This is a genomic window from Bradyrhizobium sp. USDA 4486 (assembly GCF_054057995.1).
Map to the genome: position 1 here is coordinate 5401553 of NZ_JBSRZV010000001.1, position 25312 is coordinate 5426864.

Sequence of the window (25312 nt, forward strand, 5' to 3'; positions counted from 1 at the left end):
GGTGCGCTCTCGGCTAGCACCCTACCCCGCAGGCACGATCACCATGCCCTTATCCTTCGGCCAGCGGACGCGCCAGACAAAGTTGATATCCTTGACTTCGCCGGGCTTGGCATCGAACGACCATTCCAGCACGCCGCGCTTGTCGCGGATGTTGCTGGCGGTCGGCGGCGTGGTCGCGGGCAGCATCTCGACGACGATGTCCTCGTTCTCGCTGACCGGCAGCTGATCCTCGATCGCCACGCGAATTGGGAGGTCGTGACCGTTGCGGATCGTCGTCTTGAACGAACGCTCGTCGGTCTTCGACGTCGTCACGAGCACGCCGGCCGAGCCTTCGTTGCGCTTGAGCACGGCGCGCTCGATCTTGACCTTGTCGTCGGCACCGAAGCCGAGCCGCACGATGTCGTCCTTGGCCGAAGCCGCGAGCTTGCCGCGGCCGACGAAGACGCCGTCGCGATAGATCGCGACCTTGCCCGGCAAAAGCGCCGTGTCGTCGGCCTGCTTGAAGCTGGCTTCGAGGAAGGCGGTGGGATCCGCCACCGGCGCGGCGCGCACCGCGAGATCGGCAGGCACCGTCATCGACGCGATGCGCAGGCTCTTGGCGCCCTCGGCGGCGCCGAGACTGACGCGGCCGGGAATTTTGAACGTCGCCTGGAAATCGCCGATCTCGGCAATCGCCTGCTGTTCGTCGGCCCGCTCACGCGGCTCGGGCGACTCCGCGAGCTTGGCTGCGAAGGATGGACTTTGCATCTGCCGCGCCACGGGGGCGGGCCGCGCCAAGTCCGAGGCCGCGCCGAGTGCCATCGGCTTGGGAATTTGCGGATATTGTGCGACCAGCGAGCCCAGCTCCGGGGCACTGCCGCCGCGGCTGATGCGGACGGTGGAAACACCGAGCGCGACATTGGACCAGTCCTCGCCGGTCGACTGCGTGATCTCGGCGCGGCGGACCAGCTCCAGCTGCGGCTTGCGATCCTTGGCGCCGGTGTCGAGCCGGGCATCATAGAGCGGCAGCCAGCGCGCATTGCGCATATTATAAGTGATCCGCAACGTCGCCTTGGTCGCCGCGGGCGACGCGATGTCCATGCGGACCTCCAGCTTGCTCGGCGGCTTGGCCTTGCGCTCGACCTCGAGCTGGGCGATCTGCCGGTCGATCTCCCGCATCTTGCGTGTGGCCTCACGGATGGCAGTATCGGCGCTCGCAATTTCGTCGCCGACTGCGGTGAACGCCGTACGCCATTCGGCGATCGGCCGCGCCTCGCCCTTCTCGCCGATGCCGACGGGAGCGGCTTCCGCAAAGTGCTCCGCGAATTTGCGCCGTGCATTGGCCGCGTCGATCGCGCCCTGCAGATCGGCGCGCTGGTCGTTCAGGGCCTCGATGCGTTTTTCGAGCTCAGGCAGGTTAACCGGCGCCGCGCGCGGCGGCCGCGCATCGATCGTGCCGATGGTGAGCTTGACGCCGCCTTCACCCTCGACGCGGAGAGAGGACGTATCGAGGCCGAGCGGAAAGTCCTTGGCCACGAGCGTGGAGTCGCCGGACGGCAAATCGACCGTGATGACGCGGGTGACGGTCGCACCATCAGGGTAAACGGTGACGGCGTCGATGGCCGATGTGGCGTCCACATCGGCGGCCCATGAATGCGACGCGAACGCCGTGGTCACCAGAACCAGGCTCGTCGTTGCCAAACATCTTACGGTGATGCGCATGAATTCCTCTCTGCCGGTATCGCCGCGCCGCCAGCCGGACGCGCGATCAAGTGCCTCGCCAACATGATTGGACGCGGCAGCGGAGGAACCGGTTCGATTGAGGTTTCCATGGGGCACCGCTGCGGCGGCACCATGGCCACGGCACGAATCGTCCCGCAGCGGAAGGCCGTTAGCCCTGAGTGGGCGAGCCCTGGCCGAAGATGCGACGAAGCAGATCGGTCACGTTCCTGGCGCCGGCCTTCTTCAAGATGCTGGCGCGGTAGCCCTCGATCGTCCGCGCACTCAGATGCATGCGCCGGGCGATCTCCTTGTTGGTGAGGCCGGCGGCGAGATGCTCGAGTACGTCGCCTTCACGCCCGGTCAGCGGCTCGCAGCCGGGCAACCAGCGCTGGCGGTTCGAGGTTGGCTGGCCGGACTCGTCGATAGCGGCATCGATCCGGCCGACGATGTCGTGGGTGCGGAACGGCTTCTCGATGAAATCGGCCGCGCCGCTCTTGATGGCGTCGACCGCCATGGAAATGCTGCCGTTGGCCGAAGTCACCAGCACCGGCGCCATGCAGTTTTCCTCGCGCAGCCGCTTGAGCACATCGAGTGCCGAGCGATCCGGCGGCATCTCCAGGAGCACGCAGGCCGGCATCCGCGCCTTGGCTTCCGACAGCAGCGATGCGCCATCGGCAAAGCAGATCACGTCATACGCGCTCTGCTGGAGCGCATTGGCAAGTTGTTCGCGGGAGGCGGCGTCAGTGTCGATGACGAATACCTCACCCTTGGAAAGCATGTTCCCAGGCATAATCCCGATCCAGCAATGTCTTGGTCAAATGGGTCCGGAGGCGGGCCGCATCGCCCTGCCACGCCGTCGTGAGCACGGCATTCGCGCCGGTGCTTCGGTTTCCCTTATGTACGTTCCATCGTGTTCCCGGATTTGACGGATCGGGACAGAAACTTTACATTTCGGGACATCTACGGGAATGGCTGGCACGAGCGGTTCACATGACCGACCTCATTCGCAGCGCAGGCTTGAGCTACTACGCGGAGGTCGCCCGGTCAGTCGGGCTCGACCCGAAGCAGATGATGCGCAAGGTCAGGCTGCCACTGGCCGTGCTGGACAAGCCTGATACGCCTATTGCCGTGACGAGCCTGCGCCGGCTGCTCGAATTGTCGGCAGAGGCGTCGGGTGCCGAAGATTTCGGCTTGCGGCTCGCCGAGCGCGGCGGCCTCACCAACTTTGGCGCCGTCGGCCTGATTGTGCGCGAGCAGGCGACCGTCGGCGAGGCCATCGAAGCGTTCTCGCGCTTCATTCATGTCCATCATGACGGCATGAAGCTCGACGTCATCAAGGACAAGCAGACGGTGACCGTCACCCTGCATCTGCGCGGCCGGCGGCCGACTGCGCCACGGCAATCGATCGACATGGCGCTCGGCAGCATCCACCGCATCATCCAGTCGCTGTTCGGCAGCGACTGGCGCCCGCAGGAGGTGCATCTGCACTATCCGCCGCCGCACGACCGCAAGCGCTACCGTGATTTCTTCGGCTGCCGTGTACTCTTCAATGCCGACGACGATGCGATCCTGCTGTCGGCGCACGACATGCGGCGGCGGATCCCGAGCGCCCACCCGCTGATCGCGAGCTACTTGCGCAAGCGGATCGAGGCGATCGAAACGCGGCCGGCAAGCTGGGAGGCGAAGGTCGACGAGGTCGTGCGCAGCCTGCTCCCCAGCGGCGACTGCACGGTCGAGCGCGTGGCCGAGCACCTCGCCTGCACCCGCCGCACTATCCATCGGCATCTGGCCGAAGCCGGCACCAGCTTCTCCGCCATCCTCGATGCGCAGCGCGCCGATCTCGCGATCCAGCTGATCGACGATCCCGACCGGCCGCTGTCCGATATCGCCACCCAGCTCGGCTTCTCCGCGCAGAGCGCGATGGCGCGCTGGTTTCGCGGTCGCTTCGGCTGCAGCATCACGGAATGGCGGCGCGGCGTGCGGCCGCTGTCGGCGAACGCAGCCTGGCTCAGCGTGCAGGCGCCGGCAGGCCCATGATGGCGAGTGCGCGTCGGGGGCTGCCGGCGAGCAACGGCCCGAATGCGACCGCAAAGCCAAGGAAGGCGACGATCCAGCCGCACGCGGCAATGTGCAGCAGCACATCGCCGTGCGCAGGCAACACCACGGCAGCGACCCGTGCCAGCGCCGCGATGATGATCGCGAGATAGATGCCGTGCGTCGCGGGCGAGGCCGTCAGCGCCTGACCGGTATGGCCGAGGCTCGCACGCGTCATCACCGCGAGCGTCATGGTGCCGGCCGCACCGGCCATCCAGGCATGAATGCCCGCACTCGGCGGCAGTTCGCCGAAGGCGGCCAGCCCATTCAGGATGAAGCCAAGTGGCACGAAGAGGTAGCCGACATGCAGGATCAGCAGCAACCGCTCGCGCGTGGTGCGATCTCCGGCCCAGCGCGCAAGTCGCACAAGGTGCAGCACGCCGACGAGCCCCATCACGGCGCCAGTGATCATGTGGAGCGGCGTCACCATCCACGCGATGAGGGCCAGCGCGCTCAATCCGATCACAGCGCCGTCAAAACGTCCGAACGGCACCGGCAGGCGGCCGGGATTGAACTTGACCAGCCAGTTGCGGGTGAAGCTCGGGATGATGCGGCCGCCGATCAGCGCGATCAGCAGCAACACCACAGTGATGCCGATTCGAATGCTGACATCCGCCGCGCCCTCGTAGTGCGCTTCGAGATGGAAGGCGACGTTGCCCGCGAGCAGCACGAGCACCAGGGCCACCACCGGAAGGTTGCGCCAATTGCCGCCCGCGATGATTTCGCGCGTTGCGGCCGCGACCACCAGCGCCAGGAAGGCGGCATCGACGACGAGTGCGAAGCCCCAGCCGATATCGGCAGACAGGGTCACGGCAGCACGCCCGGCAAGCCACACCACCAGCAGCGCGCCAAGCGACGTGCCCTGAATCGGCAGCCGCCCGGTCCAGTTCGGGATCGCCGTGAACAGGAAGCCGGTGACCACCGCCGGCAGGAACCCGTAGAGCATCTCGTGGACGTGCCAGTCGCGCGGCGCGAAGGCCGAGCTCACGGACAGCTCGCCGTAGAACATCGGCAGCCAGACCAGGATCGACAGGCCCGCCTCGATCGCGGCCAGCAGGAAAAAGGGCCGAAAACTGTTCGCAAACAGCGGCCAGCCCTGAAAATTACGGGATCGGGCGCCAGCCATGAGGCAACTCCTGTGAATTCGGAACTTTGCCTGGAAAAATACTGCCGTCCGGCCGGCCCGTTTTTGCGCTATCGCAAACTGCAGAACGATTGCAGGTGCCATCACACTCCCTGATGCCAAGGAGGCAGAATGGCCAAGGTCGACACATCGCTGGTTGCGCATTTGCCGCTGTTCGCCGGGGTCAAGCCGGAGGACCTCGAGGAGATCCTGCGCGAGGCGCGCTCGGCGCGCTATCCGAAGAATACCGCCATTTTCGAGCAGGGCGCGGACGCGCAATCCTTCTTCCTGCTGCTGCACGGCCATGTCCGCGCCGCCAAGACTACGCCGACCGGCGAGCAGATCGTGGTGCGCTATGTCGCGCCGGGCGAGACTTTTGGGCTCGCGATGGCGATCGGCGCCGTGCGCTATCCGGCGACCGCGATGGCGGTCGACGACAGCGTGGTGCTGATCTGGCCGAATTCGGCCTGGCCGCGATTGGTCGAGCGATTTCCCTCGCTCGCCGCCAACACGTTGCAGACGGTCGGGGCGCGGCTGCAGGAGAGCCACACCCGCATCCTGGAAATGTCGACCCAACAGGTCGAGCAGCGCGTCGCGCATGCGCTGCTGCGGCTCGCCAAGCAATCCGGCAAGAAGCTCAGCCACGGCATCGAGATCGACTTCCCGATCAGCCGCCAGGACATCGCGCAGATGACCGGCACGACGCTGCATACGGTGAGCCGCATCCTGAGCGGCTGGGAGAGCCAGGGCCTCGTCGAGAGCGGCCGCCAGCGCATCATCCTGCGCGATCCGCACCGGATCGTCGTATTGGCGGAGCGGACGGCGGACAGCGGTGCGGCGTGAAATAACTCTTCTTCACCCTCTCCCCGTTCTTACCAGGGCAATCGCATATGAAAACGGTGTGATTTTTGGCGCTACCGTTTCCACATCGTCATGGCCGGGACATAGGCGAGCGAAGCGACGCCGTCCTTGCGGACGGCTATGCCCGGGCATGACGAGTTTGTGGCGCGATCGGCTGTTCACAAGGCACATCGAACCTGCAGCATTATCCGCATATGCGATATCCCTGCCGTTCTTACGGGGAGAGGTGAACGCCACATCGACCTTGAAATTAGGAGTGAGGGCGGCTCCGCTTACGGCGAAAGACCGCCCTCACGCGGGAATCCGCGCGCGACCCGCGCGAACTCCAACCCGCCTCACGCCGGCACGCATTGGCACAGCGCGGCGAGGAATTTGTCCTGATCGATGCCGTGCTCGCGGCAGGCATCTTCCACGGTGTGGAAGGTCGCGATCGGACAGCCGACACATGCCATCCTGAAGGCGAGGAACACGCGGATCGTGTGCGGCGCCGTGCGCATGATGTCATCGACCAGATCGTCGGATCGGAAAGGCATGGACAACTCCGTTCCGAAGTGACGATAGCGGAGCGGGTGTGGGTTTCTTTGCTGGAGCGCAAGCTGATGCCAGTTCCTCCGCCGTCATTGCGGGGCGCGCCGTTCGGCGCGAGCGCGGAATCCATTCCTCGACGTCACGCGCTCCATGATGGATTTCCGGGCTCGTGCTTCGCACGCCCCGGAATGACGGGCTACACCGCTCGGCTGTGCAGCTGCTTCCCAGGATCGAGATGCGCGTCGAACGCGGCGGCGACGCTGCGCACCAGAAAGCGCGAGTCGCTTGCGACCGCGAGACGGGCGCCGTCGAGCCTCACCACGCCGTCGGAGATCAGCGGCTCGAGGCGCGGAGCCGATTGCAGCACGGCTTCGGGCTCGGCACCATGGCGCGCGCAGATCTCGCCGAGATCGGCGCTGAACTCGCACATGATGCGCTCGATGATGTCGGCGCGCAGCCGGTCGTCGTCGGTCAGTCCGTAGCCTTTGCCGGTGGCGAGGCAGCCCGATGTGATGCTCTGCGCATAGGCGCCGATCTGCACCTCGTTCTGAACGTAGCCCTGGGGCAGATGGCCGATCGCGCTGGCGCCGAATCCGAGCAGGACCTCGCCGCGATCGGTCGTGTAACCCTGAAAGTTGCGCCGCAGCGTTCGGTCCTCGAAGGCGACCGCCATGGCGTCGTCGGGACGCGCGAAATGATCGAGCCCGATCTGGACATAGCCGGTCTGCTTCAGCGCATCGGCGATCGCGCAGGCCTGGTCGTGACGGGCAAGGCCGTCAGGCAGATGGTTCTCATCGATCATCCGCTGGTGCTTCTTGAAGCTTGGCACATGCGCATAGCCGAATACCGAGAAACGATCCGGCCCGAGCTCGAGCGAGCGCTGCACTGTATCGAGGCATGAGGCGACGGTCTGGTGCGGCAGCCCATAGATCAGGTCGAAATTGATCCCCTTGATGCCGGCGCGCTGGAGCATGCCGACGACAACAGCCGTCTGCTCAAAACTCTGCACGCGGTTGATCGCGCGTTGCACGACCGGATCAAAACTCTGCACGCCGAGGCTCGCGCGGTTGACGCCCGAGAGCCGCATCGCCTCGACCATCTCGGCGGTCAGCGTGCGCGGATCGATCTCGACCGCAATCTCGGCCGAGGGCAGCACGAAGAACCAACGGCGCATCGCCGCCATCAGTTCGGCAAAGGCGTCCGGCGCCATGATCGTGGGCGTGCCGCCGCCGAAATGGATGTGCTCGACCCTGATGCGGCGGCCGATGGTCTTCGCGACCTCCGCGATCTCGCTGCGCAGCGTCCGCTGATAGGCGGCGATCAGCCCGTCGCGGCGGACGATCTGGGTATGGCAGCCGCAATACCAGCACATCTCGCGGCAGAACGGCACGTGCAGATAGAGCGATGCGCTGGCGCCCGCAGGCAGCTCGGACAGCCATCTGGCGTAGGTGTCTGCGCCGATCGCCGCCGAGAAGTGCGGCGCGGTCGGATAGCTGGTGTAGCGCGGCAGACGTTCTTCGCCATAGCTCGCTGCGAGATCGGTCCTCATGTCTTACCCATTCGTAAATCGATGCCGCGCCATGGCGCGGCAGGTCACGGACGGCATTGAATTACCCGTTTCCGGATGCGCCACCTTGCGCTTGCTCAAAGTCCGAGCGCCGGATTTGGCCGATGATGACGTTTAATGATCGCTTCCTGGAGATAGGCTATGGCGTCGTTCGCCTCGATCTCGTTCTCTGGCTGATCGGCATTCGCGGCCATATTCCGCGCTTCGACGATTTTCGTCCCGTGCCGGCCACGCCCTCTGCCGGCGCAAATCATCTCGTGCGCGTGCTGGCCGTCATGGCGGCGGTGTTCGCCGCACTCTCCGTTGCGATTTGGGGCACGGTCTGGATTGCGATCCATCTGCTCTAGCCGGCGCATCCAGCCATTCACCATCACCGTGACCGAACATGCGAACCACTTGCCGCTGGCGCGGCTGATGTCGCGCGATGCGTTGTCATGCTCCCCCTATCGCCGATGTCGCTTCGGCAAACCTCTGCAGAAATTCACCGGAGCCGAATCCGGCAAAAGCTTGTCGCAGCGCAAACACGCCTGCGTAGATCGGCGCACACTGCATCCGTCATCAAAACCCTTTCACATGAAGGATGCTTTCCGATGTTCACCCGCAGAGCCGCATTGATCAGCGCCGCCGCGACCGCCCTGATGCTCGCGACACCCGCATTTGCTGCGAGCGATCTCAAGCTGCCGCGGCAGAAGGTCGAGCTGGTCGCCCCTCCCTTCGTGCACCCGCACGAACAGGCGACGACGCAGGGTCCCAAGATCATGGAATTCAGGATGACCATCGAGGAGAAGAAGGTGGTCATCGACGACAAGGGCACGACCTTCCAGGCCATGACCTTCAACGGCTCGATGCCGGGCCCGTTGATGGTCGTGCATGAAGGCGACTATGTCGAGCTGACGCTGGTCAACCCCCCGACCAACTCCATGCCGCACAACATCGACTTCCACTCCGCGACCGGCGCGCTCGGCGGCGCCGAGCTCACGCTGGTCAATCCCGGCGAGCAGGTCGTGCTGCGCTGGAAAGCAACGCGCACCGGCGTGTTCGTCTATCACTGCGCGCCGGGCGGTCCGATGATTCCCTGGCACGTCGTCTCCGGCATGAACGGCGCAGTGATGGTGCTGCCGCGCGACGGGCTGAACGACGGCAAGGGCCACGCGCTGAGGTACGACAAACTCTACTATATCGGCGAGCAGGATATGTATGTGCCGCGCGACGAGAACGGCAAGTTCAAGTCCTACGACTCGCCGGGCGAGGCCTTCACCGAGACCGAGGAGGTGATGAAGAAGCTGATCCCCTCCCACGTCGTGTTCAACGGCAAGGTCGGCGCGCTCACCGGCAAGAACGCACTGACGGCCAAGGTCGGCGAGAACGTGCTGATCGTGCATTCGCAGGCCAATCGCGACAGCCGTCCGCATCTGATCGGCGGCCATGGCGACTATGTCTGGGAGACCGGCAAGTTCTCCAACGCGCCTGAAGTCGGGCTCGAGACCTGGTTCATCCGCGGCGGCTCCGCGGGAGCGGCGATGTACAAGTTCCTGCAGCCTGGCATCTATGCCTACGTCACGCATAACCTCATCGAGGCCGCGGACCTCGGTGCCACCGCGCACTTCAAGGTCGAAGGCAAGTGGAACGACGATCTGATGACCCAGGTGAAGGCGCCCACGGAGATACCGGCTCCCAACACCAACTAGAGGCGACGAGGGGCCGGTCATCACCGGCCCCTTGTTCCTTTCGGGGATGACCATGTTGATCGCATTCAAGCTGAAGTTGGCATTGGCCTGCGCCGCTGGACTCGCTGGGCCGATCGCGATGGCGCCGCTGGTCTCCGACATGGCTGGCGTACATGGCACGGCGAAAGAGACCGCTATCGTGAGGGTGGCGCCGGGCAATATCGCCTATCGCGAGGCCGGCGACTTCACTCGCGGCGGGCAGCAGGCGGAAGTGCCGCTGCGCGCGATGCGGTTCAACCGGCCACTGCACATCATGCGCAATCAGGTCTCGTCATCCGACTATCAGCTTTGTGTGCAGGACGGCGGCTGCCGCGCGCTCGATCGCGGCGTCGCGATCGCGTTCGATCGCCCCGTCGTGCAGGTGAGCTGGCACGATGCCGAAGCCTATGCCGCCTGGCTGTCGCGCAAGACCGGCCACAAATATCGCCTGCCGAGCGATGCGGAATGGGCCTTTGCCGCGGGCTCCAGATTCAAGGACGACGGCGCGCCGGTGGACGCCGAGGATCCCTCAAAGCGCTGGCTCAGCCGCTACGAGCGCGAATCCGAGCGCGACCTCTCCGACACCACCGCCTATCCGTTCGGCAAGTTTGGCGCGAACGAGCATGGCATCGAGGACATCGCCGGCAATGTCTGGGAATGGACCTCGACCTGCTTCGTGCGCGCGCGGATCGACGAAGCCGGCAGGGCCGGCCGCCCGACCGTCAACTGCGGCGTGCGCGTCGCCGAAGGTGCGCACCGCGCCTACGTCACCGACTTCATCCGCGACGCCCGCGCCGGCGGCTGCGCGCAAGGCGTGCCGCCCGCCAATCTCGGCTTCCGCCTGGTGCGCGAGGAGTCGTGGGTGGCGAGCGTGTCGGCGCGCTGGGGCAAGGTATGGGCGGCGAGGTCGTAGCGGAACTCTTGCTGCGGCCCTTGCCCGCGAAGGCGGGCAAGGGGCGCGTGTAGGTACCGCGTCTGCGGATGGCATCGAGCTCGGAAGCGGGGAGCCCGGTCGCTGAAGCGACTTCCTCGATCGCGCGCCAGGCCGCAGGACCAGTGCCTGCCGCCGGCACGGCGCAAAGCGCCGCGCCCTGCTTGCCATCGACCTCTGCGATCCAGAACTGCGAGACGTGCCACATCGACACCGCGCGCGACGAAATCGAGGCATTCCGCTTCGGGCCAGCCGAGCGCAACGTCGAACCAGCCGCGCGGGCGGTAGCCACGCATCGATCGCAGGATGATCAATGCGATGAGACCGGCGTCGTCGGGACGCGCAGACCGTATCGTCATGCGCGCCCCTTCGCGACAGCCTTACGTATTCTTCAGCGCGACGCGGAATTCGGCTTCGGTCTTTGCCTTGACCTCGTCGAGCGAGACGCCGTCGGCGAGCTCGATCAGAGCCATACCGCCGTCGCCGTGCTTGTCGATGGTGAAGACGGCGAGATCGGTGACGACCATGTCGACCACGCGCTCCCCGGTCAGCGGCAGATTGCACTTCTTGAGCAGCTTCGGGCCGTCCTTGGCGGAATGCTCCATCACCACGACGACGCGCTTGACGCCGGCGACGAGATCCATCGCGCCGCCCATGCCCTTGACCATCTTGCCGGGGATCATCCAGTTGGCGAGATCGCCGTTCTGCGCCACCTGCATGGCGCCGAGGATCGACAGATCCATGTGGCCGCCGCGGATCATGCCGAAGGAATCCGCACTCGAGAAATACGAGGTCGAGGGCAGCTCGCTGACGGTCTGCTTGCCGGCATTGATGAGGTCGGCGTCTTCCTCACCCTCATAGGGGAACGGGCCCATGCCGAGCATGCCGTTCTCACTCTGCAACGAGACGTCCATCCCGTCGGGGATGTAGTTCGAGACCAGCGTCGGGATGCCGATACCGAGATTGACGTAATAGCCGTCACGCAGCTCCTTCGCGGCGCGCGCAGCCATCTGTTCACGGGTCCAGGCCATGTGAGTCTCCTGCGCTTAGGCGGCGGTACGCGGGCGGGTGTTGCGGAATTCGATGCGCTTCTTGGCCGTGCCGACCTCGACGATGCGCTTCACGAAGATACCGGGCGTGTGGATGTGGTCGGGATTGAGTTCACCGGCCGGAACCAGATGCTCGACCTCGGCCACGGTGATCTTCGCGGCGGTCGCCATCATCGGGTTAAAGTTGCGCGCGGTCTTGCGGTAAATGAGGTTGCCGGCGGTGTCGCCCTTCCAGGCGTGCACGATGGCGAGGTCGGCGAACAGGCCGCGCTCCATCAGATATTTCTCGCCGTCGAACTCCTTCACTTCCTTGCCTTCGGCGATCAGCGTGCCGACGCCGGTCTTGGTATAGAAGGCCGGGATGCCGGCGCCGCCGGCGCGGATGCGCTCGGCGAGCGTGCCCTGCGGGTTGAATTCGAGTTCCAGCTCGCCGGCGAGGAATTGCTGGGCGAACAGCTTGTTCTCGCCGACATAGGACGAGATCATCTTCTTGATCTGGCGGGTTTCGAGCAGGCGGGAAAGGCCGATGCCGTCGACGCCGGCATTGTTGGAGACCACCGTCAGGCCCTTGACGCCGGACTCGCGGATCGCGTCCGACAGCTCCTCGGCGATGCCGCAGAGGCCGAAGCCGCCCGACATGATCATCATGTTGTCTTTGAGAATGCCAGAGAGAGCCGACTTGGCGTCGGGATAGACCTTGTTCATGCAAAAACCTTCGACTGAACCTTGGGCTGGCAGGCGTCGCGCCTTATTGGCGGCGATTATTAGGCGAAATCCTCCGAAGCCGTCAATGATACGGGGTTCTCCGTTCAGGTCACCGGTGGTAGAAGCTGCCCACACCGTGGGCAGACCCGCCCGCGGCCTTGAAAGCGACAAGAAAACCCATCAAGTTGCGGGGGTTGGGCGTGGGCACGCAGGTTTCCCGACCCGCCCTTCCGGCTCCAACGACCAACCCGACCAGGACATGCCATTGACCATGGCCCAAGGAATGAAGCGCCTCGGGACGCCGATCGCGGCGCTGCTCGGCATCGCGCTGATCACCCTGATCGCGACCTCATGGCTGATCAACCGCGACGCGCTGCGCAAGGCCGTGGAGGCGCAGATCCGCGACGTCACTGGGCTCGAGCTCAATGTCGCGGGCAATATCGACATCTCGGTGCTGCCGGCGAGCTACATCTCCTTCCATGACGTCGGCCTGAAGGGCGGCGGCACGACCGATCCCGCGCTCCATGTCGACGTGCTCACCGCCAATCTGCGGCTGCTGCCGCTGCTGCTGCAGCGGTTCGAGATCGCCGACCTGGCGCTGCTGCGGCCGCGCATCCATGTCAGCCTGAAGCCGGACGGCGAGAGCAACTGGACGCCGTTCATCCAGACCATCGCGCGCACCATGAAGCCGGGCGCCGACAACCAGATCTCGTTCTCGGAGATCCGGATCCAGGACGGCGTGCTCAATTACGAGGATGCCGCCACGCACGCCACCGAGAAGCTCGAGGACATCGACCTGTCGCTGGCTTGGCCCTCGATCTCGCGCTCCTTCGCCGCGACCGGACAGTTCGACTGGCGCGGCGAGCGCGTCGACGGCTCGATCAGCTTTTCCGATTTCGTCGCCGCCCTCTCCGGCGACCGCTCGGGCCTGAAGGCGCGGATCGCCAGCGCTCCGCTCAAGCTCGCCTTCGATGGCAGCGTCGCCAACCGCACCAGCGCGATGATGGAGGGCACGCTCACCATCGACAGCCCGTCCTTGCGTAATGCGCTGCGCTGGACCGGCCAGCCGCAGCCCGGCAGCGGCGGCTTCGGCCGCTTCGCGCTGAAGGCGCGCGCCAATGTCGTCGGCGCATCGATCGCGCTCACCAACGTCAATGTCGAGCTCGACGGCAACACCGCCGAGGGCGTCATGACCTACGCCAACAACGGACGGCAGACGCTTCAGGCGACGCTCGCCGCCGACGCGCTTGACTTCACGCCCTATATCTCCACCTTCCGCCTGCTCGCGAGCGGCGCGCGCGACTGGAACAGGCAGCTGTTCGATCTCAACGGCCTCTCGACCACCGACCTCGACATGCGTCTGTCGGCAGCCAGGCTGACGGTCGGCGCATCGAAGCTCGGCCGCACCGCGATCGGAGCCAATTTGCGCAACGGCACGTTGGCGCTTTCGGTGGGCGAGGCCCAGGTCTATGGCGGCATCGCCAAGGGCTCGTTCGGGATCGCGCGCTCCGACACCGTCGCCGACGTCAAGGCGCAATTCCAGTTCACCGATGTCGACCTCCAGGCCTGTGCCTCCGAGTTGTTCGGACTCAACAAGCTGTCCGGCCGCGGCAACATCAACGTCTCCCTCGTCGCCTCCGGCTCCAGCCCGTTCGGCCTCGTGCAGTCGCTCGACGGCACCGCCACCGTGACCGGGCACGGTGGTGCAATCGCCGGCATCAACGCCGAGCAGCTTCTGAAGCGGCTGGAGCGGCGGCCGCTGTCGGGCGGCGGCAATTTCCGCAACGGCTCGACGCCTTACGACAACCTCACCATCGCGCTGAAATTCGCCGACGGTGTTGCGACCGCCGAGGACATCCGCATCGAGGGACCTTCGGCGAAGATCACGCTGACCGGCACCGCGTCGGTGCCGGCGCGCGAATACGACATGAAGGGCGTCGCGAGCCTCAACACGGCGTCGGGCTTTCAATTGCCCTTCGTGGTGCAGGGCCCCTGGGACGATCCTCTGATCCTCCCCGATTCGGAAGTCCTGATCCGCCGCTCGCCGTTTGCCGCACCGCTGCTCAAGGGCAAGGACGACAAAAGCGGCGACACGGTACGCTCGGTCATCGAGAAGATCACCGGCGTCAAGCGCCCCGCGCCGTCGGACTCGCCGACGGCCGAGAACACGAAAGAGAACGCGAAATCCAATTGAGCACGGATCGGCCGGCATTGGCCGATCCGCTGCGAATTGATCCGGCCGAATTGATGCGGCGATTGGATCGATGCACGCATTAAGCATCTCGTCGAGCCCGCTGCCCCCACGACCTAGGTCTGACAAGATGCCGCTAGATCGGCTCAGCGCCATGCGCTAGTGTTTTATACGTCCGGTTAAAAACTCCGGCCGTTTGAGGGAGAAAAACGTGAGATCCAAGGTTATTGGCGCAGTGTCACTGGCGGTTGCTGCGGCTGGGCTGTTTGCCGCCACTGCACCTGCCTTTGCGCAGCAGAAGACGATTACGGTCTGGTGGGGCAAGGGCTTCTACCGCTCCGAAGACGACGCGCTGATCGAGACGATCAAGAAATTCGAAGCCAAGTCCGGCATCAAGGTCGAATTGTCGCAATACGCGATCCAGGACATGATTCCCAAGACGGTCGCCGCGCTCGATGCCGGCACCGTGCCCGATGTCGCCTATTCCGATTCCTATGATGTGCAGGCGCAGGGCAAGTGGGCCTATGAGGGCAAGCTCGAGGACCTCACCGACGTCATGGAGCCGATCAAGGACCGGTTCGTGCAGAACACGCTGGACGCCTCGATCCTCTACAACGACGTTACCAAGAAGAAGGCCTATTACGGCTTCCCGCTGAAGCAGCAGAGCATGCACGTCCAGATCTGGAACGACATGCTGGAGAAGGCCGGCTTCAAGCTCTCGGACATCCCGAACGACTGGTCGGGCTATTGGACGTTCTGGTGCGACAAGGTGCAGCCGGCGATCCGCAAGGCCACGGGCCAGCGCATCTACGCCGTCGGCCAGCCGATGGGCGTGGAATCGACCGACGCCTTCCAGTCATTCTACACCTTCATGGACGCCTACCACGTCAAGCTGGTCGATGACGACGGCAAGCTCCTCGTCGACGATCCCCAGGTGCGCGAGAACCTGATCAAGGCGATGAAGGACTACACCGACACCTACATCAAGGGTTGCACCCCGCCCTCCTCGACCACCTGGAAGGACCCGGACAACAACGTCGCCTTCCACAACAAGACCATCGTGATGACCCATAACTTCACGATCTCGATCGCGGCGAAGTGGTTCGAGGATTCGCAGAACCAGGCCTTGACCCAGGAGCAGCGCGACGCCGGCAAGAAGGCCTATGAGCAGGACATCATCACGGCGTCCTTCCCGAAGGCGCCGGATGGCTCGACCATCCGCTACCGCTCCGACGTCAAGACCGGACTGATCTTCACTGCGGCCAAGAACAAGCCTGAGGCCAAGCAGTTCATCAGCTTCCTGCTCCAGGAAGAGAACGTCCGTCCCTACATCGAGGGCGCGCTCGGCCGCTGGTTCCCGGTCACCAAGGAAAGCCAGGAAAGCCCGTTCTGGCAGGCTGACAAGCACCGCAAGGCCGTCTACGCCCAGTTCAAGGGCGGCACCGCGGCGTTCGACTTCACCAAGAATTGGAAGTTCACGATTCTGAACAACGAGAACGTCTGGGCCAAGGCGATGAACCGGGTCGTCAGCGAGAAGGTTCCGGTCGACAAGGCCGTCGACGAGCTGATCGCCCGCATCAAGCAGGTCGCGGGTTAATGTATCCTTCCCTCTCCCCGTTCTTGCGGGGAGAGGTGCAACAGCAACACCGGCCGCGTTTTGCGGCCGGCTTCTCTTAAAGAGTCCGAAAGAATGGCGATCACGCTCTCTGGCGATCAGGCCCTCCCCGGCCCACCCCTGTCGTCGCGGCTGACCCCGGCGCAGGTCTGGGGCATCATCCTGCTCGCGCCATATCTGCTGGTTTTCCTCGCTTTTGTCGTTTATCCCGTCTGCTACGGGCTTTGGCTGGCGCGCGCTCCGGCGAACTATGTCGCGCTGTACAACGATCCGATCTTCGCGCGTGCCGCAGTCAACACGCTGGTCTTCCTGGTCATCGGCATCAACATCAAGATGCTGATCGCGCTGTTCCTGTCCGGCTTCTTTGCCATGCAGCGCACCTGGATCAAATGGCTCTCGGTGATCTTCATCCTGCCCTGGGCGGTGCCGTCGATCCCGACCATTCTGTCGGTGCGCTTCATGCTCAATCCCGAATGGGGCATGGTCAACCACCTCATCTTCGCCTTCACCGGCGATGACGGCCCGAACTGGCTGAACGATCCGACCGTGGCGCTCAGCATGGCGATCGGCGTTCACATCTGGAAGTCGCTGCCGTTCTGGACGCTGATCCTGATCACCGGACGCCTTGCGATCTCGCACGACCTGTTCGAGGCCGCCGAGGTCGACGGCGCGAGTTGGTGGCAAAAATTCCGCTACATCACCTGGCCGTCGATGCAGACGCTCTACGTCACCTGCACGCTGCTCTCGATGATCTGGACGCTCGGCGACTTCAACAGCGTCTACCTGCTCACCGGCGGTGGTCCGGCCGACCTCACGCATGTGCTGTCGACCCTGGGTATCCGCTATCTCCGGCTCGACCAGCTCTCGCTCGCGATGGCCTCCATCGTCTGCGCGATGCCGTTCGTCCTGCCGCTCGTGTACTTCATGATGAAACGGTTGTCGCGATGAAGCTTCCCTCTCTCCGTGACGTCGCGACGGAAGCGCGGCTGCTGCTGATCGGCATTCCCGTCTTCCTGTGGACGATGATCCCGATCTATCACATGTTCCTGTTCGCGATCTCGCCGAAGGAGGACGCGTTCTCGGGCAAGCTGTGGCCGGATCACCCGACGCTGCACAACTTCGAGATCGTGTTCAAGCAGCAGCATTACTTCCTGCGCGACTTCTACGTGCAGTTCTGGAACTCGACGCTGATTGCAGCGGCGGTCGGCGTGCTGACGCTGTTCATCGCAACGGCCGCGGCGTTCTCGATCTCGCGGCTGAAGGTGCCGGGGGGGCGCATGGTGCTGAACCTCGCGCTGTTCACCTATTTCATCCCCGCCGCGTTCCTCGCCGTGCCGATGTATCGCACCATGGGCAATTACGGCCTGCTCAACAATCACTGGTCGCTGATCCTCGCCATGGTGACGATCGCCAGCCCCTATGCGATCTGGGTGCTCAAGCAGGCCTCCGACAAGCTGCCGGTCGAGCTGGATGAAGCCGCAGTGATGGACGGCGCGACCACGCTGCAGATATTCCGTCTGGTGTACCTCCCGCTGATGATGCCCTCGCTGGTCGCGATCGGCACCTATGCAGTGCTGCTGGCCTGGAACGAATATCTCTACGCGTTCCTACTGCTGTCGAACGACCGCGAGATCACGCTGCCCGTGGCGCTCGGCAACTTCCTCGCCGCCGACGACTCGCCCTGGGAGCTGCTGATGACCACCGGCTTCATCTACGCGCTGCCGCCGGCCGCGGTCTATTACGCCTTCCGCCGCTACATGGTGGGCGGGCTTACCGCAGGTGCGGTGAAATCGTAAACAGGCTGTCATTCCGGGGCGCGCGTAGCGCGAACTATGGTGCGCAATTGCGCACCTGAGAATCTCGAGATTCCGGGTTCGATGCTCCGCATCGCCCGGGATGACGCTTTCTCCTACAGCGGCGCCGCGCTCTCGCCCTGCGAGCTCGACAGTTTCGAAGCGAGCGAGGCGATCACGATGACGAGCGCAATCAACGCGATCACCAGCGTGCAGATCGCATTGATCTCGGGCTTCACGCCGAGCCGCACCTCCGAATAGATCCGGATCGGCAGCGTCGCCGAGCCCGGGCCGGTGGTAAAGCTCGCGATCACGAGATCGTCGAGCGACAGCGTGAAGGCCAGCATCCAGCCCGCGACGACCGCGGGCGCGATCAGCGGCAGGGTGACGGACGCGAAGGCGCGGACCGGGTTGCAGCCGAGGTCCATCGCCGCCTCCTCCAGCGAGCGGTCGAGCGAGCCGAGGCGGGACTGCACCACCACCGCGACGAAGCACATCGTCAGCGTGGTGTGGGCGATCGTCACCGTCCAGAAGCCGCGCTCAGCGTTCAGCGCCACGAACAGCAGCAGCAGCGACAGTCCCGTGATCACCTCCGGCATCACCAGCGGCGCATAGAGCATGCCGGAGAACAGCGTGCGGCCGCGAAACCCCTCGCCGCGCGACAGCGCGACGGCGGCGAGCGTGCCGAGCAGCGTAGCGATGGTGGCCGAGGCGACCGCGACCCGCAGGCTCATCCAGGCCGCCTCGATCATGGCGCGGTCATTGAAGAACTCGCGGTACCAGCGCAGCGACCAGCCGCCCCACACCGTCACCAGCCGCGAGGCGTTGAAGGAGTAGATGACGAGGATCAGGATGGGCAAATAAAGGAACGCCAGCCCGAGTGCGAGCGAGACGACGTTGAAGCGGGACAGGCGGGAGACCTTGCGCATCGCCTCAGCGCCCCTGCTCCAGCTGCCGCTTCTGCAGCCGTTCGTAGAGCAGCAGCGGCAGCAGCAGCACGACGAGCAGCACGATCGCCGCGGCGGAGGCGACCGGCCAGTCCTTGTTGGTGAAGAATTCGAGCCACAGGGTCTGGCCAATCATCAGCGAATTGGAGCCGGCCAGGAGATCAGGAATGACGAACTCGCCGACGATCGGAATGAAGCACAGCAGCACGCCCGCGCCTATACCGGGCAGCGACAGCGGGAAGATGACGAGCCAGAACACCTGCCAGGGCGGCGCGCCGAGATCGGAGGCCGCCTCCTCCAGCACCGGCTCCATCTTGGCGAGCGTGGCGTAGAGCGGCAGGATCATGAATGGCAGGTAGGAATAGACGATGCCGATATACATCGCGCTGTCGGTCGAGAGCCAGACCACGGGCTGGCTGACCAGATGCAGCGCGAGCAGGATCTGGTTGAGCAGGCCGTCATGCTGGAGGATGTTGATCCAGGCATAGATGCGGATCAGGAACGAGGTCCAGAACGGCACGATCACCAGAACCATCGCCACCGCCTGCCAGCGCTTCGGCAAGCGCGCCATGCCGTAGGCGATGGGATAGCCGATCAGCAGCAACAGCGCGGTCGCCGTGACGGCGACGGTGAGGCTGCGGACATAGGCAAAGACGTAGATGTCGTCGGAGCCGATCAGCCTGAAATTGTCGATCGACAGCGCGGCAAGGCCCGCCTTCAGCGCCTCCCATCCCGCCGTCAGGTCGAACACCGGCTCGTAAGGCGGCTGCGCGATCGCGGTCTGCGACAGGCCGATCTTCAGCACGAAGGCGAACGGCACCAGGAAGAACAGCACCATCCAGACATAGGGCGCGATGGCGGCGAAGCGCGCGGGCCTTGCGAAGATGCGGCGGGTGCTCATGACGGCAGCACCAGGCAGTCATCAGGCGTGAACCAGGCAATGACATGCTGGTTCAAGCTGAAGGCGTCGACATCGAGGCGCGCGCTGTTGGCGACAGAGGCCTCTATCGTCCCGCCCGTGTCGAGCTTCACCTTGTATGTGGTGGTGCCGCCGAGATAGCAGACGTCGGCGATCACGCCGTCGAGGGCATTGATCGCGGTTTCGCGACCGGCCTCGCTCACGGGCGCACGCCGCGACAGCTTGACCTTTTCAGGGCGGACGGCGACCGAGAATTTTCCCGCGCCGACCGGTTCGCGCGGCTCGGCCACCACCAGCGCACCTGCGTCGCGCGTGCCGATCACCAGACGATGACCGTCGCGCAATTTTGTCTCGCCGTCGAACAGATTGATGTCGCCGACGAACTCCGCGATCCAGCGCGAGCGCGGCGCCTCGTAGAGCTCGCGGGGACGCGCGACCTGGGCGAGCTTGCCGGATTTCATCACGCCGATCCGGCTCGCCATCGTCATGGCTTCTTCCTGGTCGTGGGTGACGATGATGAAGGTCATGCCGAGTCGGCGCTGCAAATCCATCAGCTCGCCTTGCGTGCTCTCGCGCAGCTTCTTGTCAAGCGCTGCGAGCGGCTCGTCGAGCAGCAGGAGCTGCGGTCGGCGCGCCAGCGCACGCGCCAGCGCGACACGCTGGCGCTGGCCGCCCGAGAGCTGGTCAGGCTTGCGCGTCTCCAGGCCTTCGAGCTTCACCAGCGCGACCATTTCCCCCACGCGCCTCGCTATCTCGGCGCGCGCCATGCCGGCGCGTTTCAGGCCGAAGGCGATGTTGTCGCGCACCGAGAGGTGCGGGAACAGCGCGTAATTCTGGAACATCATGTTGATCGGACGCTCATGCGGCAGCGCCTGCGCGATGTCCTTGCCGCCGAGCAAAATGCGCCCCTCGTCCGGCGCCTCGAAGCCGGCGAGCATGCGCAGCAGCGTGGTCTTGCCGCAGCCGCTCGGTCCAAGCAGCGCGAAGAATTCGCCCGCTTTGATCTCCAGCGAGACGCCGTCCACGGCCCGGAACGTTCCAAAGGTCTTGACGATGCCCTCGATGCGCAGCAACGGCTGGCCCGCCGCTGGAAGCGCATCTCCGCCCGCCGCCGCGGCATTCGTTCTGGGTAACTCGTCCGTCATGATCCCTGCCAACCCCGATTCCGCGCACGCTAGCGGCCGATTGGCCTTTGCTCAACCGGTTCGGGGCGGATCCCTCACATCACATTCGCCATGAACGCCGCCAGCGCATCGCGGTCCGCCTGAGGCATGGTCAGGCCGAGCTTGGAACGGCGCCACAGGATGTCCTCCGGAAAGCGCGCCCATTCGTGGGCGATCAAATAGCGCACCTCCGCGCCGGTCAACTCGGGTCCGAACGCGGGGCCGAGTTCGTCGCGGTTCTTCGCTTCGCCGAGTACTGCCGGCAGCCGCGAGCCATAGGCCGCAACCAACCGCCGGGCCTCCGGCTCCGAAAGGAACCGCCAGCGGTCGCGCGCGAGATCGACCTCGGTGTCGAAACGATCCCAGGCGAAATCGCCGCCGGGCAGCGGTGAACCCGCCGTCCAGGGCCGCGACATCGGATAGAACGGCGTCAGCCGCGTCACCGCGCGCTCGGCGCGCAGGCGCGAGGTGGTGACGTCGCCGCCGAACATGGTGATCAGCGGCGCCTTGCGCCGACGTGCGTGAAACAGCGTCGTCCCGTCGCGCCCTCGTGCGGACGCCAGCGTCAGGTTGACGCCGGAGACCGTCCGGACCACGTCGGTCGGGCCGACGCGCTCGCGGAAATAGCGGCTCGCCGCCTCGCAGAGATAGCTGACATCGGCGCCCGGCATCGCAACGATGGCGGGATCGCCGGTGAAGTCATGCGTGACCGTGCCGATCAGCGTGAAGTCGCGCTCGAACGGCTGTGCGAAGATCAGCCGTCCATCGCTGTTCTGGAAGACGTAGACGTTGTCGGACTCGAACAGCCGGGGCACGATGATCTGGCTCATTTGCGTCGCCGCCATCGCAGGCTGCGGCTGGCGCAGCACGGTGTCCGCGACCAGCGAGGTCCAGGCGCCGGTGGTGTTGGCGAGCGCACGCGACGTGATGGTGCGGCGATGGCCGCGATCGACCACCGCAAGCCGCCAGCTGTCGGTCCTGTCGGCGCGCACGCAGCGCGCGCCTGTGCGGACCGCAGCGCCGCGTTCGGCTGCGTCCAGCGCCGTGAGCACCACCAGGCGGGAATCGTCGACGACGCAGTCCGAATATTCGAACGCCATGCCGAACGGGCGCTTCAGCGCGTTGCCGACCGGATGATGCGTGATGTCGAGGGTCACTGACGGCGGCAGGCCGCCTCGCTTCGTCAGGCCGTCATAAACATATAGGCCGGCGCGCAGCAGCCAGGGCGGCCGCTCCTCGGAATGGGCGGGAATGACGAAACGCATCGGCCGGACCAGATGCGGCGCAATCCGAAGCCAGGTCCGGCGCTCGGCGAGCGCCCGGCGCACCCGCCAGAACCCGCGGCGCTCCAGCACCGACAGATCGCCGTGAATGAGCCGCGGCGTCGCCGACGAGGCCGCGCCACCGAGATCGCCCTGCTCCAGCAGGATGACCCGGAGGCCGCGCCCGGCCGCATCGCGGGCGAGGCTGACACCATTCAGGCCGCCGCCGATGATCGCAAGGTCGTAATCCGCCATGAAGCCGTCGAGTGGGAGCGAAGCTCACCATCAGTAGAGCCATTTCCGTTCCGATGAAATCGGAACGGGGCTCTAGATTTTTGCTTTTTACGCGTTTTCTTGACGCGAACCGGCGGCCACTTCGCTCGAACCCTCTAGCCTGTCTTGAGCGCAAGCTCCATGGCCTCGGCGCGGCCGACGAGGCCGGCATATTTCCCGATCGGCAGCGGCTTGCCGAGCAGATAGCCCTGCACGCCGTCGCAGCCTTCCTTGGCGAGGAAGGCGAGCTGCTCGACAGTTTCGACGCCCTCGGCGATGATCGACATTTCGAGGCCGTGGCCGAGATCGATCACGGCGCGCACGATCGCGGCTGATTGCGGATTGCGGCCGAGATTGATGATGAAGGCGCGGTCGATCTTGATCTTGTCGAACGGGAACGCCTGGAGGTAGCTCAGGGAGGAATAGCCGCTGCCGAAATCGTCCATGGAGATGCGCACGCCGAGCGCCTTCAGCCGGCGCAGCAGCGCCAGGCCGCGGTCAAAGTCCTCGATCAGCACGCCCTCGGTGATTTCGAGCTCGAGCCGGCCCGGCGCAAGGCCGGTCTCGATCAGGATCGAATGGACGAGGCCGACCACGTCGCCATGCATGAACTGCGCCGGCGACAAATTGACCGCGACCTGGAGCGGATTCGGCCAGGACGCCGCCTCGCGGCAGGCCTCGCGCAGGATCCACTCGCCCATCTCGACGATCAGGCCGCTCTCCTCCGCGATCGGGATGAATTCGCCCGGTGAGACCTGGCCACGCACCGGATGCTGCCAGCGCGCCAGCGCTTCGAAGCCGATGATGTCGCTTTCGGCGACGCTGTGACGCGCGACACCCTGCGGCTGGAAGGCGAGCGAGAGCTCGCCGTTCTTGATCGCCATCGACAGGTCCTGGTGCAGCACGCGGCGGTCACGGATCTGCTGGTCCATCTCCGGCTGGTAGAGGCTGATCGTGCCGCGCGACTTCTGCTTGGCGCGGAACAGCGCCGCACCGGCGTTGGCGAGCAGCGAAGCGGCGTCAGCGCCATTGTGCGGGAAGATCGACATACCCGTGGTGACCCCGGCGCGGACCGGCCGGCCGTCGATCTGGAATTCCTGGGCGACGGCCTCGCCGATCTGCCGCGCCAGCGCGAGACCCGCTTCCGGCTGCTTGCCGTCGATGATGAGGCCAAACTCGTCGCCGGACAGGCGTGCCACCACGCCGCCGCGCGCGGAGTCCTGGAGCCGCCGGGCAACCTCGATCAGGAGCTTGTCGCCGAGCGCATGGCCGAAGACGTCGTTGACCTCCTTGAGGCCGTCGAGATCGACGCAGAGGACGGCAAACTCCTCGCCGGTGCCTTCGCAGGCTTCGATCATCTGAGTCAGCGCCTGGAGGAAGGCGGCGCGGTTCGGCAGGTCCGTCAGGCCGTCGTGATAGGCCATGTGCGCCATGCGCGACTCGGTCTGCCGGCGGTCGGTGACGTCTTCGTGGGTCTTGATCAGATATTGCGGCTCGCCGGCATCGCTGAGCACGGTGGCGCGGCGGGTCAGGAACAGCCGCAGGCCGTCCTTGGTGGAGATCGGATGCTCTTCGGTGATCATGCCGCGCTTCTTGATCGCGGCCTCGTCGCGCGCGATGATCAGCTTGGCTTCCTTGGCATTGAAGATGTCGGACGCGGTCAGGCCGGTAGCTTCCTCGCGCCTGCGGTTGAGGATCGTCTCCGCACTGCGGTTGGCGAGCAGATAGCGGCCGTCCTTGACCTCTTCGACGATCAGCGCCACCGGGATGTTGTCGACCACGAGCTCCAGGAACTTCTTGGTGCTCTCCAGCTCCTGCGACAGCGAGCGGCGGTCGGTGATGTCCTCGAACACCAGCATCAGGAATTCGGGCTTGTTGCTCTCGTTGCGGACCACGATCCGGATCGAGGCCACCATGCGGCGCTCGCCGCCGCGCTCGACCTCGAACTCGTTGCGATACTGGCCGTCCGGCGCCAGCAGCGCGGTCCGGTCGGTCGCCTCGATGCGCGCGGCCGAGGCCGGCGTGAACAGCTCGCGCGCGTTCTTGCCGACGACGTGGTCGCGCGAAAAGCCCCAGAATCGCTCATAGGCGCTGTTGGCGAAGATGTAGCGGCCGTCCTCGATGTTCTTGGCGGCGACGCAGGCCGGCACGTTGTCGAGCACGGTTTCCAGGAACTGCTTGGTCGAGGCGAGCTGCCGCGACAGCTTGCGCTGTTCGCTGACGTCGAGATGGGTCGCCACCGACCCGCCGTTCGGCAGGACGAAATATTTGACCAGGATGGCGCGGCCGTCAGGCAGCTCGGTGACCAGGCCGTTGGGGCTTGCCGCCTTTTCGTAGAACTCCTGGTCGGAGACGCCGCCGAGCACCCCGCGCTTGCGCCTGAGCTCGAGGATGTCGTGGCCGGTCATGCCGGCGCGGAGATCCGACCGGGTCAGGCCGTAGATCTTGAGATAGCGGTCGTTGCAGAAGATGATGCGCCGCTGCGCATCGGTCATCACCACGCCCTGGTTGAGATTGTTCATGGCGGAGGAGACGAAGGCATTGCGCCGCAACTGCAGGCGCCTGGTCCGCCGCAGCGAGGAATGGATCCACAGCACAATGGCGGCGAGGAACGCGCAGATCACGATGCCCGCGATCAGGACCTCCCAGACCACGTTGGGATCGAGCTGGCCGAGATAGCTCGGAGGAGCGAAGCTGTCCGAGAGGGCAGAGGCGCGCGCGGGCGCCACCGCGCCGGCTAGGCACAGCACCGCCTGCACAGCAATCGGAAGCGTGCTGCCCACATGCCAGTTCTTCTCAGCCATCAGCCACCCGCGATTTCAACGTCGGATTGTCTGGCCTCGCGGGTTTGGATCGGGTAAACGCCTGTACGCGCAACAGAAAA

21 protein-coding genes are annotated in these 25312 nt (G+C 65.1%); 9 read left to right on the forward strand and 12 right to left on the reverse strand.

The genetic code is table 11. The features are described from left to right. Nucleotides 1-21: 21 nt before the first annotated feature. The gene (locus ACVWY3_RS25595; protein ID WP_456840939.1) at nucleotides 22-1701 is read right to left on the reverse strand and encodes a mucoidy inhibitor MuiA family protein; all 1680 of its coding nucleotides are present in this window, start codon (nucleotides 1699-1701) and stop codon (nucleotides 22-24) included. Nucleotides 1702-1870: 169 nt separating this feature from the next. Next, complete coding sequence (locus ACVWY3_RS25600; RefSeq protein WP_456840940.1) at nucleotides 1871-2491, reverse strand: response regulator transcription factor; 621 nt, start codon at nucleotides 2489-2491, stop codon at nucleotides 1871-1873. A gap of 200 nt (nucleotides 2492-2691) precedes the next feature. Here ACVWY3_RS25600 and ACVWY3_RS25605 point away from each other — a divergent pair, with 200 nt between their 5' ends. Beyond that, entirely contained in the window at nucleotides 2692-3738 is a 1047-nt protein-coding gene (locus tag ACVWY3_RS25605; RefSeq protein ID WP_456840941.1) for an AraC family transcriptional regulator, read from the forward strand. Here the strand turns inward: ACVWY3_RS25605 and ACVWY3_RS25610 are convergent. Continuing rightward, nucleotides 3710-4921, reverse strand: a complete 1212-nt coding sequence (locus ACVWY3_RS25610; protein ID WP_456840942.1) for an NnrS family protein — start codon at nucleotides 4919-4921, stop codon at nucleotides 3710-3712. The genes ACVWY3_RS25605 and ACVWY3_RS25610 overlap by 29 nt on opposite strands. Nucleotides 4922-5050: 129 nt before the next feature. On the opposite strand from ACVWY3_RS25610, the gene ACVWY3_RS25615 reads away from it, so the two are divergent. After that, nucleotides 5051-5761: a Crp/Fnr family transcriptional regulator gene (locus ACVWY3_RS25615; RefSeq protein ID WP_456840943.1), complete on the forward strand. Its 711-nt coding sequence runs from the start codon at nucleotides 5051-5053 to the stop codon at nucleotides 5759-5761. A gap of 353 nt (nucleotides 5762-6114) precedes the next feature. Here ACVWY3_RS25615 and ACVWY3_RS25620 read toward each other — a convergent pair whose 3' ends face one another. Continuing rightward, nucleotides 6115-6312 carry a DUF1858 domain-containing protein gene (locus tag ACVWY3_RS25620; protein ID WP_456840944.1) on the reverse strand — a complete coding sequence of 66 codons (198 nt, stop codon included), beginning with the start codon at nucleotides 6310-6312 and terminating at the stop codon, nucleotides 6115-6117. 191 nt (nucleotides 6313-6503) lie between these two features. Then, nucleotides 6504-7856 carry an oxygen-independent coproporphyrinogen III oxidase gene (gene hemN, locus ACVWY3_RS25625; protein WP_456840945.1) on the reverse strand — a complete coding sequence of 451 codons (1353 nt, stop codon included), beginning with the start codon at nucleotides 7854-7856 and terminating at the stop codon, nucleotides 6504-6506. Nucleotides 7857-7978: 122 nt separating this feature from the next. Here hemN and ACVWY3_RS25630 point away from each other — a divergent pair, with 122 nt between their 5' ends. The 3 genes from ACVWY3_RS25630 (at nucleotide 7979) to ACVWY3_RS25640 (ending at nucleotide 10493) form a co-directional block, all read left to right on the forward strand. Next, entirely contained in the window at nucleotides 7979-8221 is a 243-nt protein-coding gene (locus tag ACVWY3_RS25630) for a hypothetical protein (protein WP_456840946.1), read from the forward strand. Between the two features lie 243 nt (nucleotides 8222-8464). After that, nucleotides 8465-9562 (forward strand): copper-containing nitrite reductase, encoded by a 1098-nt coding sequence (nirK, locus tag ACVWY3_RS25635; protein ID WP_456840947.1) that lies wholly within the window; start codon nucleotides 8465-8467, stop codon nucleotides 9560-9562. Nucleotides 9563-9614: 52 nt separating this feature from the next. Further along, nucleotides 9615-10493, forward strand: a complete 879-nt coding sequence (locus ACVWY3_RS25640) for an SUMF1/EgtB/PvdO family nonheme iron enzyme (protein WP_456840948.1) — start codon at nucleotides 9615-9617, stop codon at nucleotides 10491-10493. Nucleotides 10494-10891: 398 nt separating this feature from the next. Here the strand turns inward: ACVWY3_RS25640 and ACVWY3_RS25645 are convergent, their stop codons facing one another. Both ACVWY3_RS25645 and ACVWY3_RS25650 read right to left on the reverse strand, forming a co-directional pair. Continuing rightward, nucleotides 10892-11542: a CoA transferase subunit B gene (locus ACVWY3_RS25645; protein WP_456840949.1), complete on the reverse strand. Its 651-nt coding sequence runs from the start codon at nucleotides 11540-11542 to the stop codon at nucleotides 10892-10894. Nucleotides 11543-11557: 15 nt separating this feature from the next. Then, nucleotides 11558-12265, reverse strand: coding sequence for a CoA transferase subunit A (locus tag ACVWY3_RS25650; RefSeq protein WP_018317833.1), 708 nt, complete (start codon nucleotides 12263-12265; stop codon nucleotides 11558-11560). Between the two features lie 271 nt (nucleotides 12266-12536). Here ACVWY3_RS25650 and ACVWY3_RS25655 point away from each other — a divergent pair, with 271 nt between their 5' ends. The 4 genes from ACVWY3_RS25655 (at nucleotide 12537) to ACVWY3_RS25670 (ending at nucleotide 17867) form a co-directional block, all read left to right on the forward strand. After that, nucleotides 12537-14459 carry an AsmA family protein gene (locus ACVWY3_RS25655; RefSeq protein ID WP_456843460.1) on the forward strand — a complete coding sequence of 641 codons (1923 nt, stop codon included), beginning with the start codon at nucleotides 12537-12539 and terminating at the stop codon, nucleotides 14457-14459. 208 nt (nucleotides 14460-14667) lie between these two features. After that, entirely contained in the window at nucleotides 14668-16053 is a 1386-nt protein-coding gene (locus ACVWY3_RS25660) for an ABC transporter substrate-binding protein (RefSeq protein WP_456840950.1), read from the forward strand. A 93-nt stretch (nucleotides 16054-16146) separates the two neighbouring features. Continuing rightward, complete coding sequence (locus ACVWY3_RS25665; RefSeq protein WP_456840951.1) at nucleotides 16147-17019, forward strand: carbohydrate ABC transporter permease; 873 nt, start codon at nucleotides 16147-16149, stop codon at nucleotides 17017-17019. After that, nucleotides 17016-17867: a carbohydrate ABC transporter permease gene (locus ACVWY3_RS25670; RefSeq protein WP_018641536.1), complete on the forward strand. Its 852-nt coding sequence runs from the start codon at nucleotides 17016-17018 to the stop codon at nucleotides 17865-17867. The genes ACVWY3_RS25665 and ACVWY3_RS25670 overlap by 4 nt, the downstream gene beginning before the upstream one ends. Before the next feature lie 113 nt (nucleotides 17868-17980). Here the strand turns inward: ACVWY3_RS25670 and ACVWY3_RS25675 are convergent, their stop codons facing one another. The 5 genes from ACVWY3_RS25675 to ACVWY3_RS25695 all read right to left on the reverse strand — a co-directional run bounded on the left by ACVWY3_RS25675 (nucleotide 17981) and on the right by ACVWY3_RS25695 (nucleotide 25232). Continuing rightward, nucleotides 17981-18793, reverse strand: coding sequence for an ABC transporter permease (locus ACVWY3_RS25675; RefSeq protein WP_456840952.1), 813 nt, complete (start codon nucleotides 18791-18793; stop codon nucleotides 17981-17983). 4 nt (nucleotides 18794-18797) lie between these two features. After that, the gene (locus tag ACVWY3_RS25680) at nucleotides 18798-19712 is read right to left on the reverse strand and encodes an ABC transporter permease (RefSeq protein WP_456840953.1); all 915 of its coding nucleotides are present in this window, start codon (nucleotides 19710-19712) and stop codon (nucleotides 18798-18800) included. After that, a complete protein-coding gene (locus ACVWY3_RS25685; protein WP_456840954.1) occupies nucleotides 19709-20875 on the reverse strand; it encodes an ABC transporter ATP-binding protein in 1167 nt (388 codons plus the stop codon). The genes ACVWY3_RS25680 and ACVWY3_RS25685 overlap by 4 nt, the downstream gene beginning before the upstream one ends. Nucleotides 20876-20949: 74 nt before the next feature. After that, nucleotides 20950-22410 carry a glycerol-3-phosphate dehydrogenase gene (locus ACVWY3_RS25690; RefSeq protein ID WP_456840955.1) on the reverse strand — a complete coding sequence of 487 codons (1461 nt, stop codon included), beginning with the start codon at nucleotides 22408-22410 and terminating at the stop codon, nucleotides 20950-20952. A gap of 134 nt (nucleotides 22411-22544) precedes the next feature. After that, entirely contained in the window at nucleotides 22545-25232 is a 2688-nt protein-coding gene (locus ACVWY3_RS25695) for a sensor domain-containing protein (protein WP_456840956.1), read from the reverse strand. Nucleotides 25233-25312: the final 80 nt, after the last annotated feature.

What these genes read in the sequence shown, in the direction of transcription:
- ACVWY3_RS25620 (WP_456840944.1), bottom strand. Translation starts at nt 6,312, where the DNA reads ATGCCTTTCCGATCCGACGATCTGGTCGATGACATCATGCGCACGGCG.
- ACVWY3_RS25675 (WP_456840952.1), bottom strand. Translation starts at nt 18,793, where the DNA reads ATGCGCAAGGTCTCCCGCCTGTCCCGCTTCAACGTCGTCTCGCTCGCA.
- ACVWY3_RS25685 (WP_456840954.1), bottom strand. Translation starts at nt 20,875, where the DNA reads ATGACGGACGAGTTACCCAGAACGAATGCCGCGGCGGCGGGCGGAGAT.
- ACVWY3_RS25650 (WP_018317833.1), bottom strand. Translation starts at nt 12,265, where the DNA reads ATGAACAAGGTCTATCCCGACGCCAAGTCGGCTCTCTCTGGCATTCTC.
- ACVWY3_RS25595 (WP_456840939.1), bottom strand. Translation starts at nt 1,701, where the DNA reads ATGCGCATCACCGTAAGATGTTTGGCAACGACGAGCCTGGTTCTGGTG.
- ACVWY3_RS25695 (WP_456840956.1), bottom strand. Translation starts at nt 25,232, where the DNA reads ATGGCTGAGAAGAACTGGCATGTGGGCAGCACGCTTCCGATTGCTGTG.
- ACVWY3_RS25610 (WP_456840942.1), bottom strand. Translation starts at nt 4,921, where the DNA reads ATGGCTGGCGCCCGATCCCGTAATTTTCAGGGCTGGCCGCTGTTTGCG.
- hemN (WP_456840945.1), bottom strand. Translation starts at nt 7,856, where the DNA reads ATGAGGACCGATCTCGCAGCGAGCTATGGCGAAGAACGTCTGCCGCGC.
- ACVWY3_RS25680 (WP_456840953.1), bottom strand. Translation starts at nt 19,712, where the DNA reads ATGAGCACCCGCCGCATCTTCGCAAGGCCCGCGCGCTTCGCCGCCATC.
- ACVWY3_RS25690 (WP_456840955.1), bottom strand. Translation starts at nt 22,410, where the DNA reads ATGGCGGATTACGACCTTGCGATCATCGGCGGCGGCCTGAATGGTGTC.
- ACVWY3_RS25665 (WP_456840951.1), top strand. Translation starts at nt 16,147, where the DNA reads ATGGCGATCACGCTCTCTGGCGATCAGGCCCTCCCCGGCCCACCCCTG.
- ACVWY3_RS25615 (WP_456840943.1), top strand. Translation starts at nt 5,051, where the DNA reads ATGGCCAAGGTCGACACATCGCTGGTTGCGCATTTGCCGCTGTTCGCC.
- ACVWY3_RS25640 (WP_456840948.1), top strand. Translation starts at nt 9,615, where the DNA reads ATGTTGATCGCATTCAAGCTGAAGTTGGCATTGGCCTGCGCCGCTGGA.
- ACVWY3_RS25600 (WP_456840940.1), bottom strand. Translation starts at nt 2,491, where the DNA reads ATGCCTGGGAACATGCTTTCCAAGGGTGAGGTATTCGTCATCGACACT.
- nirK (WP_456840947.1), top strand. Translation starts at nt 8,465, where the DNA reads ATGTTCACCCGCAGAGCCGCATTGATCAGCGCCGCCGCGACCGCCCTG.
- ACVWY3_RS25655 (WP_456843460.1), top strand. Translation starts at nt 12,537, where the DNA reads ATGGCCCAAGGAATGAAGCGCCTCGGGACGCCGATCGCGGCGCTGCTC.
- ACVWY3_RS25670 (WP_018641536.1), top strand. Translation starts at nt 17,016, where the DNA reads ATGAAGCTTCCCTCTCTCCGTGACGTCGCGACGGAAGCGCGGCTGCTG.
- ACVWY3_RS25605 (WP_456840941.1), top strand. Translation starts at nt 2,692, where the DNA reads ATGACCGACCTCATTCGCAGCGCAGGCTTGAGCTACTACGCGGAGGTC.
- ACVWY3_RS25630 (WP_456840946.1), top strand. Translation starts at nt 7,979, where the DNA reads ATGATGACGTTTAATGATCGCTTCCTGGAGATAGGCTATGGCGTCGTT.
- ACVWY3_RS25645 (WP_456840949.1), bottom strand. Translation starts at nt 11,542, where the DNA reads ATGGCCTGGACCCGTGAACAGATGGCTGCGCGCGCCGCGAAGGAGCTG.